The sequence below is a fragment of the Bordetella muralis genome (assembly GCF_054781015.1).
Genome location: NZ_BAAGVF010000003.1, coordinates 243,232 through 259,842 on the forward strand (window position 1 = coordinate 243,232; position 16,611 = coordinate 259,842).

The 16,611-nt window shown below is 61.2% G+C and carries 15 protein-coding genes; 6 read left to right on the forward strand and 9 right to left on the reverse strand.

Annotated features, from left to right (window positions below):
• The first annotated feature begins 88 nt into the window (after positions 1–88).
• Entirely contained in the window at positions 89–1,978 is a 1,890-nt protein-coding gene (locus ACYVIT_RS06290; protein ID WP_415808567.1) for an aminopeptidase P family protein, read from the forward strand.
• Here ACYVIT_RS06290 and ACYVIT_RS06295 read toward each other — a convergent pair.
• Positions 1,967–2,875, reverse strand: coding sequence for a LysR substrate-binding domain-containing protein (locus ACYVIT_RS06295; protein ID WP_415808566.1), 909 nt, complete (start codon positions 2,873–2,875; stop codon positions 1,967–1,969). The genes ACYVIT_RS06290 and ACYVIT_RS06295 overlap by 12 nt on opposite strands.
• A 102-nt stretch (positions 2,876–2,977) precedes the next feature.
• Here ACYVIT_RS06295 and ACYVIT_RS06300 point away from each other — a divergent pair, with 102 nt between their 5' ends.
• The 5 genes from ACYVIT_RS06300 to ftsB all read left to right on the forward strand — a co-directional run bounded on the left by ACYVIT_RS06300 (position 2,978) and on the right by ftsB (position 8,359).
• Positions 2,978–3,868: an alpha/beta fold hydrolase gene (locus ACYVIT_RS06300; RefSeq protein ID WP_415808565.1), complete on the forward strand. Its 891-nt coding sequence runs from the start codon at positions 2,978–2,980 to the stop codon at positions 3,866–3,868.
• A gap of 169 nt (positions 3,869–4,037) precedes the next feature.
• Positions 4,038–5,687 carry a CTP synthase gene (locus ACYVIT_RS06305; protein WP_415808564.1) on the forward strand — a complete coding sequence of 550 codons (1,650 nt, stop codon included), beginning with the start codon at positions 4,038–4,040 and terminating at the stop codon, positions 5,685–5,687.
• On the forward strand, positions 5,684–6,541 hold the full coding sequence (gene kdsA / locus ACYVIT_RS06310) for a 3-deoxy-8-phosphooctulonate synthase (RefSeq protein WP_094820283.1): 858 nt from the start codon (positions 5,684–5,686) through the stop codon (positions 6,539–6,541). The genes ACYVIT_RS06305 and kdsA overlap by 4 nt, the downstream gene beginning before the upstream one ends.
• A gap of 55 nt (positions 6,542–6,596) precedes the next feature.
• A complete protein-coding gene (eno, locus tag ACYVIT_RS06315; protein WP_094820284.1) occupies positions 6,597–7,883 on the forward strand; it encodes a phosphopyruvate hydratase in 1,287 nt (428 codons plus the stop codon).
• 89 nt (positions 7,884–7,972) lie between these two features.
• Entirely contained in the window at positions 7,973–8,359 is a 387-nt protein-coding gene (ftsB, locus tag ACYVIT_RS06320) for a cell division protein FtsB (RefSeq protein WP_415808563.1), read from the forward strand.
• Between the two features lie 79 nt (positions 8,360–8,438).
• On the opposite strand, the gene ACYVIT_RS06325 is transcribed toward ftsB, so the two are convergent.
• The 8 genes from ACYVIT_RS06325 to ACYVIT_RS06360 form a co-directional block, all read right to left on the reverse strand.
• Complete coding sequence (locus tag ACYVIT_RS06325; RefSeq protein WP_415808562.1) at positions 8,439–8,984, reverse strand: pilus assembly protein; 546 nt, start codon at positions 8,982–8,984, stop codon at positions 8,439–8,441.
• Positions 8,985–9,230: 246 nt separating this feature from the next.
• Positions 9,231–10,148, reverse strand: a complete 918-nt coding sequence (hslO, locus tag ACYVIT_RS06330; RefSeq protein ID WP_415808561.1) for an Hsp33 family molecular chaperone HslO — start codon at positions 10,146–10,148, stop codon at positions 9,231–9,233.
• 67 nt (positions 10,149–10,215) lie between these two features.
• Positions 10,216–10,737, reverse strand: a complete 522-nt coding sequence (locus ACYVIT_RS06335) for a gamma carbonic anhydrase family protein (protein ID WP_415808560.1) — start codon at positions 10,735–10,737, stop codon at positions 10,216–10,218.
• Positions 10,738–10,759: 22 nt separating this feature from the next.
• A complete protein-coding gene (locus ACYVIT_RS06340; RefSeq protein ID WP_415808559.1) occupies positions 10,760–12,421 on the reverse strand; it encodes an acyl-CoA synthetase in 1,662 nt (553 codons plus the stop codon).
• A gap of 141 nt (positions 12,422–12,562) precedes the next feature.
• The gene (locus ACYVIT_RS06345; RefSeq protein ID WP_415808557.1) at positions 12,563–13,411 is read right to left on the reverse strand and encodes a UDP-2,3-diacylglucosamine diphosphatase; all 849 of its coding nucleotides are present in this window, start codon (positions 13,409–13,411) and stop codon (positions 12,563–12,565) included.
• A 132-nt stretch (positions 13,412–13,543) separates the two neighbouring features.
• Positions 13,544–14,056, reverse strand: coding sequence for an RDD family protein (locus ACYVIT_RS06350; protein WP_415808556.1), 513 nt, complete (start codon positions 14,054–14,056; stop codon positions 13,544–13,546).
• 345 nt (positions 14,057–14,401) lie between these two features.
• The gene (locus ACYVIT_RS06355) at positions 14,402–14,593 is read right to left on the reverse strand and encodes a hypothetical protein (protein WP_415808598.1); all 192 of its coding nucleotides are present in this window, start codon (positions 14,591–14,593) and stop codon (positions 14,402–14,404) included.
• Positions 14,594–14,841: 248 nt separating this feature from the next.
• Positions 14,842–16,599: a THUMP domain-containing protein gene (locus ACYVIT_RS06360; protein WP_415808555.1), complete on the reverse strand. Its 1,758-nt coding sequence runs from the start codon at positions 16,597–16,599 to the stop codon at positions 14,842–14,844.
• Between the last annotated feature and the right edge of the window lie 12 nt (positions 16,600–16,611).

Below are 16,611 nucleotides of genomic sequence, written 5' to 3' on the forward strand. Positions count from 1 at the left end.
TTGATGACTCCGGCGATACGGTCGCCGTCGCATCACCGGCTCGATAAAATGCCGGCAGACAAACATTCACGTTGCGTTAAGGAATTTCATGTCTTTCACTGATACCCGCATTGCCCAGTTGCGGCAGGCCATGCGCCGCCTAGGTCTGGATGCTTGCATCGTACCGTCTGCCGATCCCCATCTGTCGGAATACCTGCCTGCGCGTTGGCAAGGCCGTCAATGGCTCAGTGGTTTTACGGGCTCGGTGGCGACGCTCGTGGTGACCGCAGATTTCGCAGGGCTGTGGGTCGATAGCCGCTATTGGGTGCAGGCAGAAGCCCAATTGGCTGGTACGTGTGTACAGCTGATGAAAATTGCGACGGCATCGACGCCGAGTCATATCGACTGGTTGGCCAGCAATCTGACGGCGGGGCAATGCGTCGGTGTAGATGGCCACGTACTAGGCCTGGCGTCGTTCCGGGCCTTGTCCGCCGCCTTGTCGCCGGTGGGCGTGCATCTGGACATCCAGGCCGACCCGCTTGCCGAGATCTGGCAGGATCGTCCCGGCTTGCCGGATGCGCCGGTCTATGAACACACGGCGCCGCAGGCATGTGTCACGCGCGCCGACAAACTGGCCCAGGTCCGCAGCGTCATGCAAGCCAAAGGGGCCGACGTGCATCTGTTATGTACGCTGGACGATATCGCCTGGCTGTTTAATCTGCGTGGCGCGGATGTATCGTATAACCCCGTGTTCCTGGCGCACGCATTGATCGGGGCAGACTATGCCACGCTGTTCGTGGCCGATGGCAAAATCGACGAGTCCCTGCGCGCCGTATTGGCCGCCGACGGCGTGGACGTTGCGCCCTACGACCAAGCGGCAGAGGCATTGGGATCCATCGCGCTCGATCAAACCCTGCTGATCGATCCTGCACGCGTGACCTGCGGCGTGTTTCATGCCATGGACCCTGCGGTGCCACGCGTCGAGGCGATCAATCCGTCGACTTTGTTCAAGTCGCGCAAGACCGAGGCCGAGCTCGCCCAGGTCCGTCAGGCCATGGAGCAGGACGGCGCGGCGCTGTGCGAGTTTTTTGCGTGGTTCGAGCAGACGGTCAACGGCAGTCGTGATGCTGTGCGCACAGACGACAATGCAGATCGCGCGGATGACGCCAGCCAGTCTGCCGCCACGACGCGTGGTGGGACAGCGCTCGCACCGGTCACCGAGTTGACCATCGATGAACAAATCACCGCGGCCCGCGCTCGCCGGCCGGGATACGTCTGCCCCAGTTTTGGCACGATTGCGGGCTTCAACGCCAACGGCGCCATGCCGCACTACCGCGCCACGCCCGAGTCACACGCCGTCATCGAAGGCGACGGCCTGTTGTTGATCGATTCGGGCGGCCAGTACCTCGGCGGCACCACCGATATCACCCGCGTGGTGGCGGTGGGCACGCCGAGCGCCGACCAGAAAGTCGATTTCACGCTGGTACTCAAGGGCATGATCGCGCTCTCTCGCGCGGCATTCCCGCGCGGCACGCCGTCGCCGATGCTGGATGCCATTGCCCGCGCACCCATCTGGCAAGGCGGTGTGGAATATGGCCACGGCACCGGCCACGGTGTGGGATATTTCCTGAACGTGCACGAGGGGCCGCAGGTCATTTCCTATCGGGCTGCTCCGGGGCCGCATACGGCCATGGAGCCTGGGATGATTACCTCCAATGAGCCCGGACTTTACCGAGCAGGCCGTTGGGGCGTACGCATCGAAAACCTGGTCGCCAACCGCAGTTGGCTGGAGGGCGAGTTCGGCGAGTTCTTGTGCTTCGAGACCTTGACGCTGTGTCCCATCGATACCCGTTGCATCGAGGTCTCGCTGCTGCGCGACGACGAAATCGCCTGGCTGGACGATTATCATCGCACCGTCCGTGAACGCCTGGCTCCGCTAGTCGAGGGCGCCGCCCTGGACTGGTTGCAGTCCAGCACGCAGCCGCTGTCAGCTGCGTGAGCGAAACCCCTGCTGGCCGAAGCGTCCTTGCTGCCCCATGCGGCGGGCCGCTTCGATCAGCGCCGTGCTGTCGGGAGTGCTTTCGCCGGCAAAGGCATAGAATCGCGCCTCAGGCAGTTCCGGCAGCCCGTCTTCGACGCCCAGCACGCGCAAGCTTGCGCTGCGCTGGCTATCGGCGACCACGGTCACGGCAAAGCCCGAGCGCGCCGCTGACAAGCACCCAGCCATACTGCTGCTTTCAAAAACGATACGCCACGTGCGATCCGTGCTGCCCAACGCGGTGACGGCTGCCTCTCGATAGACGCATGGTTCCGGAAAGACGGCCAGCGGCAGCGGGCCGGCCGTCGACAAGGGCTGATCCGTCGCAAAAACCCAGACTAGCGGCTCTTCCCATAACAAGGTGCCGTGGTCCTCGACACGGCTGCACTGCTTGCCAAAGACGAGGTCCAGGCGGCCGCGCTCCTGCTGGCGCAACAGATCAGCGGTGATGCCGACTTTCAGTTCGATCGTTGCGTCGGGGTGCCATTGGCGAAAACGCTGCAGTACGTGGGGCAACCAGGCTCCGGCGAAGTCCTCGGAGGCGCCGACACGCAGCCGTCCACGCAGCGGTACGCCTCGCAGTTTGGCGCGCGCCTCGCGTTCCAGATCGAGAATATTGCGGCCGTAGGCATACAAGGTGTTGCCCGCCTGGGTCAGTTCCATGCGGCGCGTCGTGCGGGCCAGGAGGCTCGCGCCCGCGATCTGTTCCAGTCGGCGCATATGTCCGCTGACGGCCGACGGTGTCAACGCCAGACGTTCGGCTGCCGCGGCGAAGCTGCCGCTGTCCACTACTTCCAGAAACGTGCGCAGTAACACTGTGTCCAGCGGCGGTCCGTCGGCCAGGAGAGGATAGTTCATTCTGATTAAGCGCAAAAAATCATTAATTAATGGCGATTATTTGTTAATCGAGTTGAATAGTCCAGCTACGCTGATTCCTCTTCCCTGATGCGAGACCATTCCATGAGTTCATATCTGTACGCCTCCACCGAACGACTCGACATTGCCTATCTCGAGTGGAACCCGTCAGGCAGTCCAACGGCCATCCTGCTGCATGGATGGCCGGACAGCCCCGAGTGCTGGAAGGACGTTGCCCCCGTCCTGGCCAATGCCGGCTACCGTGTACTGGCGCCGGCGTTACGTGGTTTTGCGCCTACGCGATTCCGTGATGCATCCACGCCGCGCAGCGGCCAGTTGTCGGCGCTGGGCCGTGATCTGCTGGACTTTATCCAGATCCTTGGGCTGGCGCGTCCGGTACTGATCGGTCATGATTGGGGCGCCCGTGCCGCGGCCAACGCGTGCGGCCTGCACGATGACGTGGCCTCACACCTGGTCCTGCTATCGGTCGGCTACGGCACCAATGACCCGAACCAGTCATTGGCACTGCCGCAGGCGCGCAACTACTGGTATCACTGGTATATGGCGACTCCGCGCGGCGCCCATGTGGTCCGAGAGGAACGTGAGGCGTTCGCCCGCATGATGTGGGACACCTGGGCACCGCCTGGCTGGTACGAGCCCGCGGATTTCAGCGAGGCAGCGCGCGCGTTCCAGGGGGACGATTGGCCCGAGGTCGTGCTGCACTCGTATCGTCACCGCTGGGGCTTCGCCGACGGTGATCCGGCCTACGCGCAAGACGAGGCGCGCCTGCACCCGGCCCCTGTGCTATCAGTGCCTACCCTGGTCCTGCACGGAGGGGCTGATACGTGCAACCATCCCGACAGCTCGAAGGGGCGGGAGGCATTCTTCCGCGGAGCTTACGAACGGCAGGTACTGGATGGTGTGGGGCATTTCCCGCAAAGGGAGGCGGCGCAGGAGGTTGCCCAGCGCATCTTGCGGTTTTGTCGGCCGGCGTAGGGCTGCTCTTCGAGCGCAGATCGCAATGCCATGCGGTGACGGCAGTGCCGGGCAAGGTGTTTTTTCGAGTTGTTACGTGACAACGGTCAGGGAAAACCCCTGATCTGGTCCGCGCCCGGCTATAATCCAAATTTCCCGCATGCGCCCCTTCGCCCGGGCGCCTATTACGATGACCAAATACGTATTTGTCACCGGCGGTGTGGTGTCATCCCTGGGCAAAGGGATCGCCGCCGCGTCCCTCGCCGCGATCCTGGAATCGCGCGGCCTGCAAGTCACTCTGCTCAAGCTTGACCCCTACATCAACGTCGACCCCGGCACGATGAGCCCGTTCCAGCACGGCGAGGTGTTCGTCACGGAAGACGGTGCCGAAACCGACCTGGATCTGGGCCACTACGAGCGCTTCATCTCGGCCAAGATGCACAAGGTGAACAACTTCACCACCGGCCAGATTTACGAATCCGTGCTGCGCAAAGAGCGCCGCGGAGACTATCTGGGCAAGACCGTGCAGGTGATCCCGCACATCACCAACGAGATCCAGGACTTCGTCGCCCGTGGCGCCGATGCCGCCTGGAAAGGCGCCACCGATGTGGCGATCGTCGAGATCGGCGGTACGGTCGGTGATATCGAATCGCTGCCGTTTCTCGAGGCCGCCCGCCAGATGAGCCTGCGCCTGGGCCGCAATAACGCCGCCTTTGTGCACCTGACGCTGGTGCCGTTCATCGCCTCGGCCGGCGAACTCAAGACCAAGCCCACCCAGCACTCGGTGCAGAAACTGCGCGAGATCGGGATTTATCCCAACGTGCTGCTGTGCCGCGCCGATCGCCGCATTCCCGACGACGAGCGCGCCAAGATCTCCATGTTCTCGAATGTGCCGCTGGACGCGGTCATTTCGGTGTGGGATGCCGACTCGATTTACAAAATCCCTGCCATGCTGCACGCGCAGGGCGTGGATAACATCGTGTGCGAGGCCCTGGGGCTGACCCCGCCGCCCGCCGACCTGTCCATGTGGGACAACCTGGTCGACGCGCTGGAACACCCGCAGCACGAAATCACTGTCGGCATGGTCGGCAAATATGTCGATCTGACCGAGTCGTACAAGTCGCTGTCCGAGGCGCTGGTCCACGCCGGCATTCACACGCGTTCGAAGATCAAAATCGAATACATCGATTCCGAGGATCTGGAAACGCGCGGCACCGATCAGCTAAAACATCTGGACGCCATTCTGGTGCCGGGCGGTTTTGGCAAGCGCGGCACCGAAGGCAAGATCGCCGCGATCCGCTACGCTCGCGAGAACGGCGTTCCGTACCTGGGGATCTGTCTCGGCATGCAATTGGCCGTCATTGAGTTCGCGCGCCATGTCGCGGGCCTGGGCGGCGCCAACAGCACCGAATTCGATCCCTCGGCGCCGCATCCCGTCGTGGCGCTGATCACCGAGTGGATGGACCGCGAAGGCAAGGTCGAAAAACGCGACAACAGTTCTGATCTGGGCGGCACCATGCGCAAGGGCGCGCAGCGTTGCCCCATCAAGCCGGGCACGCGTGCCCAGGCCATCTACGGCGACGACGTCAACGAACGCCACCGTCACCGTTACGAGGTCAACAACGTCTACGTGCCTCGCCTCGAAGAAGCCGGTATGGTGATCAGTGCGCGTACGCCCACCGAAAATCTGCCGGAAATCATGGAGTTGCCGAATCATCCGTGGTTCGTCGGCGTACAGTTCCACCCGGAGTTCACCTCCACGCCGCGTGATGGCCATCCGCTGTTCTCGAGCTTCATCGAGGCAGCCATCGCTCACCACGGCGCACGCAAGGAAGTCTGATGAAAGCCTGCGGTTTCGATATTGGTCTGGATCACCCGTTTTTTCTCATTGCGGGCCCGTGCGTCATCGAGTCGCGCGAACTGGCCTTCGACACCGCGGGGCGATTGAAAGAAATCACCTCGGCGCTGGGTATCCCGTTCATTTATAAAAGCTCGTTCGACAAGGCCAATCGCAGTTCCGGCAAGTCGTTTCGTGGCCTGGGGATGGACGAGGGGCTCAAGATCCTGGCGGATGTGCGGGATCAGGTGGGCGTGCCCATCCTGACTGACGTCCACGAGACCGAGCAGGTCGAGCCAGTGGCCGCGGTGGTCGATATGTTGCAAACGCCGGCCTTTCTGTGCCGGCAAACGGATTTCATCCGCGCTTGCGCGGCCTCGCTCAAGCCTGTCAATATCAAAAAGGGCCAGTTCCTGGCGCCACACGATATGGTGCAGGTGGCACAAAAGGCGCGCGACGCCGCCATCGAGGCCGGTGGCGACGGCAGCAACATCCTGGTCTGTGAACGCGGTGCTTCTTTCGGATACAACAACTTAGTGTCCGACATGCGTTCGCTGGCTATCATGCGAGAAACCGGTTGTCCCGTCGTTTTCGATGCCACCCATTCGGTACAGTTGCCGGGCGGGCAGGGCACGTCTTCGGGCGGGCAACGCGAGTTCGTGCCTGTGCTGGCGCGTGCAGCAGTATCTGTCGGGATATCGGGCCTCTTTATGGAGACCCACCCCAACCCGGCTTGCGCATTGTCCGATGGCCCGAATGCGGTGCCGCTGGATTTGATGTCTGCGCTGCTCACGTCGCTGGTCGAGCTCGATCGCGTGACCAAACGCAACGGCTTCATCGAAAATCAGTTCGTATGAACTGGGCCGATGCAGCCGGCATGAATTTGTTTATCGTTCAGGGAATCAAAAAATCATGAGTGCAATCGTCGATATCATCGGTCGCGAAATTCTCGATTCGCGTGGTAACCCCACTGTCGAATGCGACGTGTTACTGGAATCCGGCGCCATGGGCCGCGCTGCCGTTCCGTCGGGCGCGTCCACCGGCCAACGCGAAGCCATCGAGCTGCGCGACGGTGACAAGTCCCGCTATCTGGGCAAAGGCGTGCTGCGCGCCGTGGAAAACCTCAATACCGAGATTTCCGAGGCCCTGATGGGCTTGGACGCCCAAGAGCAGACCTTTGTCGATCGCACTCTGATCGAGCTGGACGGCACCGACAGCAAAGAGCGCCTGGGCGCCAATGCCTTGTTGGCGGCCAGTATGGCAGTGGCTCGTGCCGCAGCCGACGAGTCCGGCCTGTCGCTGTATCGTTATTTCGGTGGCAGCGGTCCGATGAGCATGCCCGTGCCGATGATGAACGTCATCAACGGCGGCGCGCACGCCAACAACACGCTCGATCTGCAAGAGCTGATGATCCTGCCGGTGGGCGCGACGAGTTTCCGCGAGGCCCTGCGCTGGGGCGCCGAGGTGTTCCACAGCCTGAAGAAAATCATTCACGGCCAAGGCATGTCCACCGCCGTGGGCGATGAGGGCGGTTTTGCCCCCAACGTGCCTAATCACGAGGCTGCCATTCAGTTGATCCTCAAGGCCATCACCGAAGCCGGCTACGAGCCGGGCTCGCAGATCGCGCTGGGCCTGGATTGCGCCAGCTCGGAATTCTTCCGTGACGGCAAGTACACCTTGCAAGGCGAAGGCGGCCTGTCGCTGTCCTCGCAAGAGTTTGCCAACCTGCTGGCCACTTGGTGCGACAAGTACCCGATCATCAGCATCGAGGACGGCATGGCCGAAAACGACTGGGACGGCTGGAAGCTGCTGACCGAGCAATTGGGCAAGAAAGTGCAATTGGTGGGCGATGACCTGTTCGTCACCAACACCCGCATCCTGCGCGAAGGCATCCAGAAGGGCATCGCCAACTCGATCCTGATCAAGATCAACCAGATCGGTACGTTGACCGAGACCTTTGCCGCCATCGAGATGGCCAAGCGCGCCGGCTACACCGCCGTCGTGTCGCACCGCTCGGGCGAAACCGAAGACTCCACCATCGCCGACATCGCGGTGGCTACCAACGCCATGCAAATCAAGACCGGCTCGCTGTCGCGCTCGGATCGCATGGCCAAGTACAACCAGTTGCTGCGTATCGAAGAAGAACTCGCCGAGGTCGCTTCGTATCCTGGCCTGGATGCGTTCTACAACCTGCGTTGATTGATGTAGGCCGGACATCGCTAGTTGGGGTGTCTGGCCCTTTTGTTGAGTTGACCTTCGTCACGGTATTCCCATAAGGGTTTTTGCATATGCGCCTGTTGTTCCTGGTGCTGCTGGTTCTACTGGCCTTGATCCAGTATCCGCTCTGGCTGGGCAAGGGCGGCTGGTTCACTGTCTGGGACTCGCAGAAACAGATCGCCGCGCAACACGAAACCAATGAGGGCCTGCGCGCGCGCAATGCGGCGTTGGAAGCCGAGGTGCGTGACCTGGAAACAGGCTCGGGCGCGATCGAAGAGCGCGCCCGCAACGAACTGGGCATGATGCGTGAGGGCGAGGTCTTTGTGCAGATCGTGCCGCCGGGTAGCCCGGCCGTCAATAATCCTCCGCCAAGCGGTACCACCGCGACTACGCCTGCTGGCGCCACGGCAAATCGTCCTGCGTCGAATCCTGCGCGAGCCAATACTCCGCGTCAATGATCGGCTTGCGGTGGCTTTTCACGCATCGTCTCGATGTAATCGCTGACGAGGATATTCCGAGCGTTGTGCCGATAGATCGCTAACCACCGCAATTCCATGCGCCGTAGACGACTCTGTCGTGGCGCGCGGGCGGTGTGGTTCCCCATTGCATCGGATGCGAGTGCATTTCAATGTGCAGATCCAATCGGATTGCCAGGAATCCATAGGCTAAAGCGGCGCGGGCAGCACAATCGCCTGCGACAGGCGCGACGCGGCGCAATAGCGGCCGTATCAACGGCGTCAACGGCTCGTGCAGATAGGTCAGCCGCGCATGCAGCGTAGGCGTAGGACCGGGCGGCAATATTTCGATCCGCCACGCCGGCAGACCGGTCATTTGCTGTACGCGATGCCAGGTGCGCTGCTGCGCTGTGCGTGCATTGCTGCCGGCATAAACGAACCGCGGCAAAAATGATTGCGTAAACGCCTGCTCAATCACGTCCCGGCGGCCATGCTGAGTCGCGCCTGCCCGGGCGCTATCCAGCAACGCTACATACGCCAGTTGCCGCGTGATTTGCCAATGGGCCGCTTCGATAGTCAGCAGGCTCAATGACAGTAACGAGATGGCAACAAGGCCGAATTCAACCATTGCCGCCCCGCGTTGGCGCCACGGTGAGGCTCGGCGTGCTGCATACCTGCCTGATGTCGAGCAGGTGTTGGCAGGCGGCTCGGTGTGCGGGGAAAAATAAGAACAGTGGGGCATGGCCAGGCAGTGTGCCTGGCTCATGCTGCAACGTCGATTGTGGGAACTACGACTGCGGCAACTACGACGATCCACGCGAGGCGAGGAGGGCAGGCCCTATTCAACCAGTCATTGGCTGATGCCGGGTTCCGATCAATGCACCGTAGGCGGATCCTGCTCTGGCATTGGTTTGGCCGCGGCAAATAGCCCCGAGCAATCCACAGCATCGAACGTATAAGGTTTGCCGCAGAAATCACAAGTGACTTCGACTTGGCCACGTTCTGCCAGAACGTCGTTTAGCTCGGTTTCACCGAGCGACCGCAGCATATTTGCCACGCGTTCGCGCGTGCAGGGGCAATGCCAGCGTACCGTCGACGGGTCGAACGCAATCAGCGTTTCTTCCCAATACAGGCGATGAATCACGGTATCGATCTCTGCGGCCAGCAGCTCGCCGGGCTCCAGCGTTTCGGCCAGCACAACTGCGCGCGCCAGGGAATCTGAAGTATCGGATTCATGCGTCTTGCCGCCCTCGCCAGGCAGGCTCTGCACCAGCAATCCGGCAGCATATTGCCCATCGGCCTGCAGCCACAATCGGGTATCCAGTTGCTCCGAGGCTTTCATATAGTGCTGCAAAGCCTCGGCCACTGTGTCGCCTTCCAGCGGCACAATGCCTTGATACGTCTGCTGGCCCGGCACCTTGCGCCGCGGATCCAGCACCACGATGAATCGCCCCTCGTCATTCGTATTGAGCAGGCTTTGCATGGTGCCGTCCTCTGGAACCTCGTGGCCGTCGCGAATCTTGACCGTGGCGCGCAGGCTCAAGTCCGACTGACATTCCACCACCAGCAGCGCAATGGGCCCGGCTCCCTGGATCTGCAGCACCAGCGATCCTTCGAACTTGATATTCGCCGCTAGCAATGCCGCGGCCGCCATCAATTCTCCCAGCAGCCGTTGTACGGCGGGGGGGTACTGATGGTGTTCCTGGGCATGCAGCCACGTATCGTGTAACCGCACGGCCTGGATGCGCACCGAGCGGTCTTCGAAGAGGTATTTCTTGAGTTGATCAGTCATGCATGAATGTTAGCCGATCAACCCGATTCAGAGCTATTTCCCCGGCCGTGTGCCGGGGTAAAACCGGTCAGCCGATCCGCTTGAGCGCCTGCTTGTAATGCTGGGCTCGAGTCTGATAGTGGACGTTGTTCTTGTGCATGGTGGCAATTTCTTCCTCGGACAGCTCTCGCACGACCTTGCCCACGCCGATCACGAGGGAGTTGTCGGGAATGATTTTGCCCTCGGGGATGATCGCGCCCGCGCCGATCAGGCAATTGCGTCCTACCACGGCGTTATTCAGCACAATGGCCTGCATGCCGATCAGGGCGCCCTCGCGGATCGTACAGCCGTGCAGCATGGCCTGGTGGCCTACCGTCACGCCAGGGCCTATGGTCATCGGGCAGCCCTCGTCGACATGCAGGACGGAGGATTCCTGGATATTGCTGCCGGTCTCGATCACGATGGGGGCGTTGTCGCCGCGGATCGAGACGTGCGACCAGATACTGACACCGGCTTGCAGCGTGACGTTGCCGATGATATCGGCGCTATCAGCCACATAAACACTAGGATCAATGGTCGGGGTCAGGTCATCGAGTTGGTAAATAGGCATACAGCAGTTGTCTCTGGCAGTGTCAGGCAGGATTTGCGGCGCGGGTTTCCTCGCGCAGGCGCAGCACGCGGCGTTGAATCTTGCCTGTTGTCGTCATAGGGAGTTCATCAATGAACTCGATTTCTTTCGGGTATTCGTAGGGCGCCAAACGGTCCCGTACATGTTCTTGCAGCGCCTGAATCAGCTCGGCGGGATCGCGCTCGGCATATTCTGGCGTCAGGACCACATAGGCTTTCACCAGCGCCCCTCGCTCGGCATCGGGCTTGGGAACGACGGCGGCGTTAGCCACGGCATCGTGACCCAGCAGGCAGTTTTCGATTTCGCCCGGACCGATACGGTAACCGGCGGACTTGAACACATCGTCGGCCCGGCCGGCATACCAGAGGTAGCCGTCCTCATCGATGCGCGCCAGATCCCCGGTGCGGCACCAGTCGCCGGTGAATTTTGCCTGGGTGGCCGCCTCGTTGCGCCAGTAGCCCAAAAACAGAATAGGGTCGGGAAAACCGCTGATATCGTAACGATTCAACGCGATCTCGCCGGTTTCGCCAGCGGCCACGGGTTGACCATCATCATCGATCACCGCGACTTGGTGGCCCGGGTAGGGGCGTCCCATGCTGCCGGGCTTCGCGGGCCAGCGCAGATGGCTATTGCCCACCACGTAATTCAGTTCAGTCTGACCGAACATTTCATTGGGCGTAATTCCCAATGCGGTCTGGCACCACTCGAATACCGTTTCGCCCACGCTTTCCCCGGCGCTCATGATGGCGCGCAACGCCAGCCGGTATTGGCTGGCTGGCTCGGGCACCGTCTTCATCATCATTTTGAGCGCGGTGGGGAACAGGAAGGTATTCGTGACCTGATAGCGCTCCATCAGCTCAAAGGCCCGTTCGGGCGAGAAACGTCCGCGCGTGCCGACGATAGGGTGGCCGAAATACAGCGTGGGCAACAGGGCGTCCATCATGCCGCCCGTCCAGGCCCAGTCCGCAGGCGACCAGAACACGTCATTTGCTTTGGGGAACCAGTTTTGCGAGGCGACAAAACCGGGCAGATTGCCGATCAGGACGCTATGCGGCAGCAAGGCGCCCTTTGGGGCACCGGTGGTCCCCGAGGTGTACAGCAAAATGGCGGGGTCCGCGGCGCGCGTCATCACCTGCTTGAATTCACCGGGCTGACGTGCCAGCAGGCTGCGCCAAGGCAGCACGCGCTCATCGACAAAACCGATCCCGATGATTTGATTCAGATTCGGGCAGTTGTCGCTAATAGCCAGCAAGTTAGCGCTGGAAGCGTAGTCGACCACAGCGACCCGGGCATCGGAGTCGCGCAGCCGGGTTTCCAGCGCCTCCGGACCAAACAGTGGCGACAGCGGTACGACGATCGCGCCGACACTGTAGATGGCCATATGGGCCACCACCGTTTCCGGCCGTTGTCCTAAAACCACACCGACCCGGTCGCCGCGCTCGACGCCCATCTTGATCAGGCCATTTGCCAATTGATTGGCGGCCTCGCCCAGTCGTGCGTACGTCCAGACTTCGCGATTGCCCGCCTCGTCTTCGTAGTAAATGGCAATACGCCGGGCGTCCGACGAACTTGCCGCCCAGCGGTGGCAGCAGGCTTCCGCAATATTGAATTGGGTCGGAACCAGCCAGCGGAATGATTGGTAGAGCGACTGATATTGGTCGTTCATGGCCCTATTTTGTAAGCGCGCTGGCGATCACCCCGCAGGGTGCCGCCCGGGGGCCGGAATGCCCCCAACAGGTGCAAGCATGACCTAGAGGGCCGCGAACTGCAATATCCCTGTGCCGGTAAAGGGGACGTATACGGGTTATTACGGATGCTTACTTTGCCGGCGCAGGGCCGAGGGCAGGGCGGGCAAAGACAGGGGGCGACGGGGGCGCGTCGAGGGAGATCCCGCCTCACGCTGCGCGTATTGTTCTGCCCAGTTCAACAGGACCAGTTTTCCATCGTGGTTTTCTGCCAACGCCGAGAGACTCTCTACCCAGTCGCCGTCATTGCAGTACAAGATGCCGCCGACCTCGCGCATTTCCGGTTTATGGATGTGGCCGCACACCACGCCGTCCAGGCCCCGGCGCCGGGCTTCACCTGCCAGGGTTTCCTCGAAATCGGTAATGAACGACACCGCGTTCTTCACCTTGTGCTTCAGGTATTGCGACAGGGACCAGTAATGCAGGCCCAGGCGATGGCGCAGGCGGTTGAAATGGTGATTCAGCCAGAGGGCGCTCTGGTACAGCGTATCGCCCAGGCGAGCCAGCCATTTGCTGTGTTGAATGACGCCGTCGAATCGGTCGCCATGCAGCACCAGCAGCCGCTGTCCGGTGGCCGTGACGTGGACGTCTTCGTCCAGGACTTCGATATCCCCAAAGGCATAGCCCACGAATTCCCGCGCAAATTCGTCATGATTGCCGGGAACAAACACCACCCGCGTGCCGTTGCGGGCCTTGCGCAGGATGCGTTGAATCACATCATTGTGAGCGCGAGGCCAATGCCAATGTTTGCGCAATTGCCAGCCGTCAACAATGTCACCCACCAAATACAGCGTATCGGATTCGTTTTGATCGAGGAAATCCAATAGGAAATCCGCCTTGCACCCGGCCGTACCTAGGTGAAGATCGGAAATCCAAAGCGTGCGCCAATGCGTCGGTCGGGTCTCGTTCACGGGAGCATCCCTCTGGCTGTGAAGATGCCCAGAATGTAACCATGACCCCGTGACGCCTACGTGACCAAAACATGACGCAGTTGTGACGGTGAGGGCAGCAAGCCGGAGGCACAGCGTGAGGCCCTTTCCCCTCTATCGCCGCTTGTTGCGCGGCGGCGCGTTGCGTAAACGTGTCCCCAGCAGCCGGTCGTGCAGGAACTGCCCATCCGGATCGAACCACGACCAGATGAAAATCGCGAATGGTGCTACGACGATGAACATATCCACGGATTTCCAACCCGTGGCTGACGACGCAGCAGCGACCAGGCCCGCAGCGGCCAATACGAGCGGCCAGACAAGGATATAGCGCAAGACCAGCCTCGGGACCGAGGGCGGCAGACCATCGCGATCCACCAGCCGGATATTCCAGGTCTTCATGGGCAGCGTCTGCCCATTGCGGCGCCAGCACAACACAAAATAAATGCCGATGACGACAAATAGCCACGCCTGACGCGCATGCCTGAGCATCAACGCATGTTTACTCTGCGTCAGTGTGTCAAACAAATAGCCCGCCAGAAATACGACGCCGAACAATAGAACGGCTTCGTACATCATGCAGGCAAACCGGCGTAGCCGGCTGGGCGTCAGCGAGAGCGCATCGGTCATCAGAGCTCCGGGAAACCTACGGGTACGCAACGCCATAGGCTGCACAAAGAGGGAAGCCACATACATCTGGAATGTGGCATGGCCAAGGGGCGCTATTATCCCGGGCATCCTGGTCCTTGGCTATAGCAATGTCCCCAATTCGGATTCAAGCCGAACCGCCAACATGGTGTCCTGGATGCCGATGACGGGCTGCCCGGCCAGGAAGGTAAATTCCCCCGCTGCATTGATGGCAGTACCGGCAGGCCCGGCGACCAGGCAAAAAAAACCCACCGGGTTAACGGTGGGTCTTAAAAGGGGCTGTAGCAGCCCCCAAGGGGAAAATCGTTACTTTGCCTGTCGTTTACTTCAGGCGGCCGAGTGAGCGGTTTTTGTCTCAGCTTGGCGGGTAATCAGTGTCTTGATGCCTTTGCCCAGTTTGCCCAGGCTACGAGCCAGAGCACGAAATGGACGGGGGCGGAACTGCTCTTCAATCGCTTGCAACATCAGCTGGCGTTCGAGTTCGTCGGTCAGCCGGGTATACGGGTTAATGTGGGGCACGATAAATCCAGAACTTGCGTGTATTCGTATGCAGTCATTGCATCCCGGCTACCTGGTGTCATCATCACGGTGAGGTGAGTGTCTACCTAGCAACCTGGGGATAACCCGTATTTTAGGGTTAACCCTGAATTTACGCAAGCGTCTAGTGCATCATGCGTGCTCCTGGTGCTGATAATGCGCCAGTTTTGAGCCTTGTGATCCTATTGCCACAATAATGGCGCATTGTTGCGGTGTTTTTACAACAACTATTACTTGGGATTCCGATACCCGGCTGCCACCAGTTCAAACCCGAACAGGCGGCAATCCAGCGAGCCATTGTGTAAGGGAATCCGGCGCAGAGGTTTGAGCCGCAGACGTTGAGGCAGATCCAGGTCGCTGGAGATCACATGCAGTTGCCAGCCCGAATAGGCACGCTTCAGGTTGGCCGACCAGGCTCGCCAGAGCTCGATGTCGTCCGTGGGCAGGCGTTCGCCGTAGGGAGGGTTCGTGACAATCCAGCCCTGTTCGGCGGGAGGAGGCACCTCGCGGGCATCACCCACCTCGAATCGAATTGTGTCGGCCGTCAGCCAGGCGCGTTCTGCGTTATTGCGGGCATATTCCACGACCTGGGGATCCAGGTCGTAGCCGACCAGCGGCGCGTCCAGCTTGGGCAAGATACGAGCGCGCGCGTCTTCTTTCAGATCGCGCCAGCGTCGCGGATCGTGACCGCGCAGCCGCTCAAATCCCAGAGGCCGCGAAATCCCCGCCGGCACGCCCAACGCAATCCAGGCTGCTTCGATCAAAATCGTGCCGCTCCCGCAGAACGGATCCAGCAGTGGTGCGGCAGGGTCCCAGCCAGCCAGGGCCAACATCCCGGCAGCGAGGTTCTCGCGCAGCGGCGCATCTCCTTTGTCCAGGCGCCAACCGCGCTTGAACAGCGATTCGCCCGAAGTGTCCAGATACAGCGTCGCGGTATGTCCCGTCAGGAACAGATGCACGCGGGCGTCCGGTCGCACCGTGTCGATGCTGGGACGCGCGCCCTCGCGATCGCGCAGGCGGTCACAGATCCCGTCTTTCGCTCGCAGGTTGCAGTATTGCAGGCTTTGCACCGGGCTTTTGATCGCCGAGGTGTCCACGCGCAACGTGTGTTCTGCACCAAACCAGCGTTCCCAGGGCACGCTGTAGGCCAGATCGAGGATATCGTCCTCGTGCGAGATTTCCTCGTGCGCGACCTGCACCAGAATGCGCGTGGCCAGACGGGAATACAAGTTGGCGCGCTGTATGCCCGGCCAATCGGCGCTGAAATGGCAGCCTGCACGTCCCACCTGAGCATCCTCGAACCCCAGCGCCTGCATTTCTGCGGTCAGGGCTTCTTCCAATCCTTGGGGGCAGGGCGCAAAGATCTCGAACGTCTCTGCGTCGCGCAGTGCACGCGGTGCGTAGTGGCGAACTTCGGGTTCTGCCGCCCATTCGATATCTGAGGGGAAGGCATCATGATCGTCAGCAGCGGCCGGCGTTGAATCGGCCCAAGTATCCTCATCGCGCGCGGAATTGGCCGAGGCTGAATCAGACCATCTGTCCTCATCACGAGCGCGCGGTGTACGCGGCCGCCGTGGAGCATCAAACGTGTCCGATTCACTCGCACCACGGCGAGCATACGCAGGCGCACGCGAGGTACCAGGCGAACGGCGCGGGGACTCCCCACGGTCGCCCGTTGCCGATCCGCGTCGCGGGCCAGAGTTTGTCCGCGACGATTCAGGTCTGGGGGCGTCGAATCCGCCGGATGCACGTGAACGCGACGCGGGTTTGCCGCGCTCGGTCGATGCGTCGCCGCGTGGCGCGGCGGGCGTGTCTTCGGTGTCTCGCCGTAGACGTTGTGCTTGATCTTTCGATCGTTCAATCAGGGCAGCCGTGCGTGCACGCGCGCCGCTGCGCTTGCGTTTGGTATCGCCAGCGGCGGCATGGGCGTCACGCGCCGTTTTTTTGACCGTCAGTGTTTTACGGCGGTCTTGATCATCAGAGGACATTCGAATCCTGGC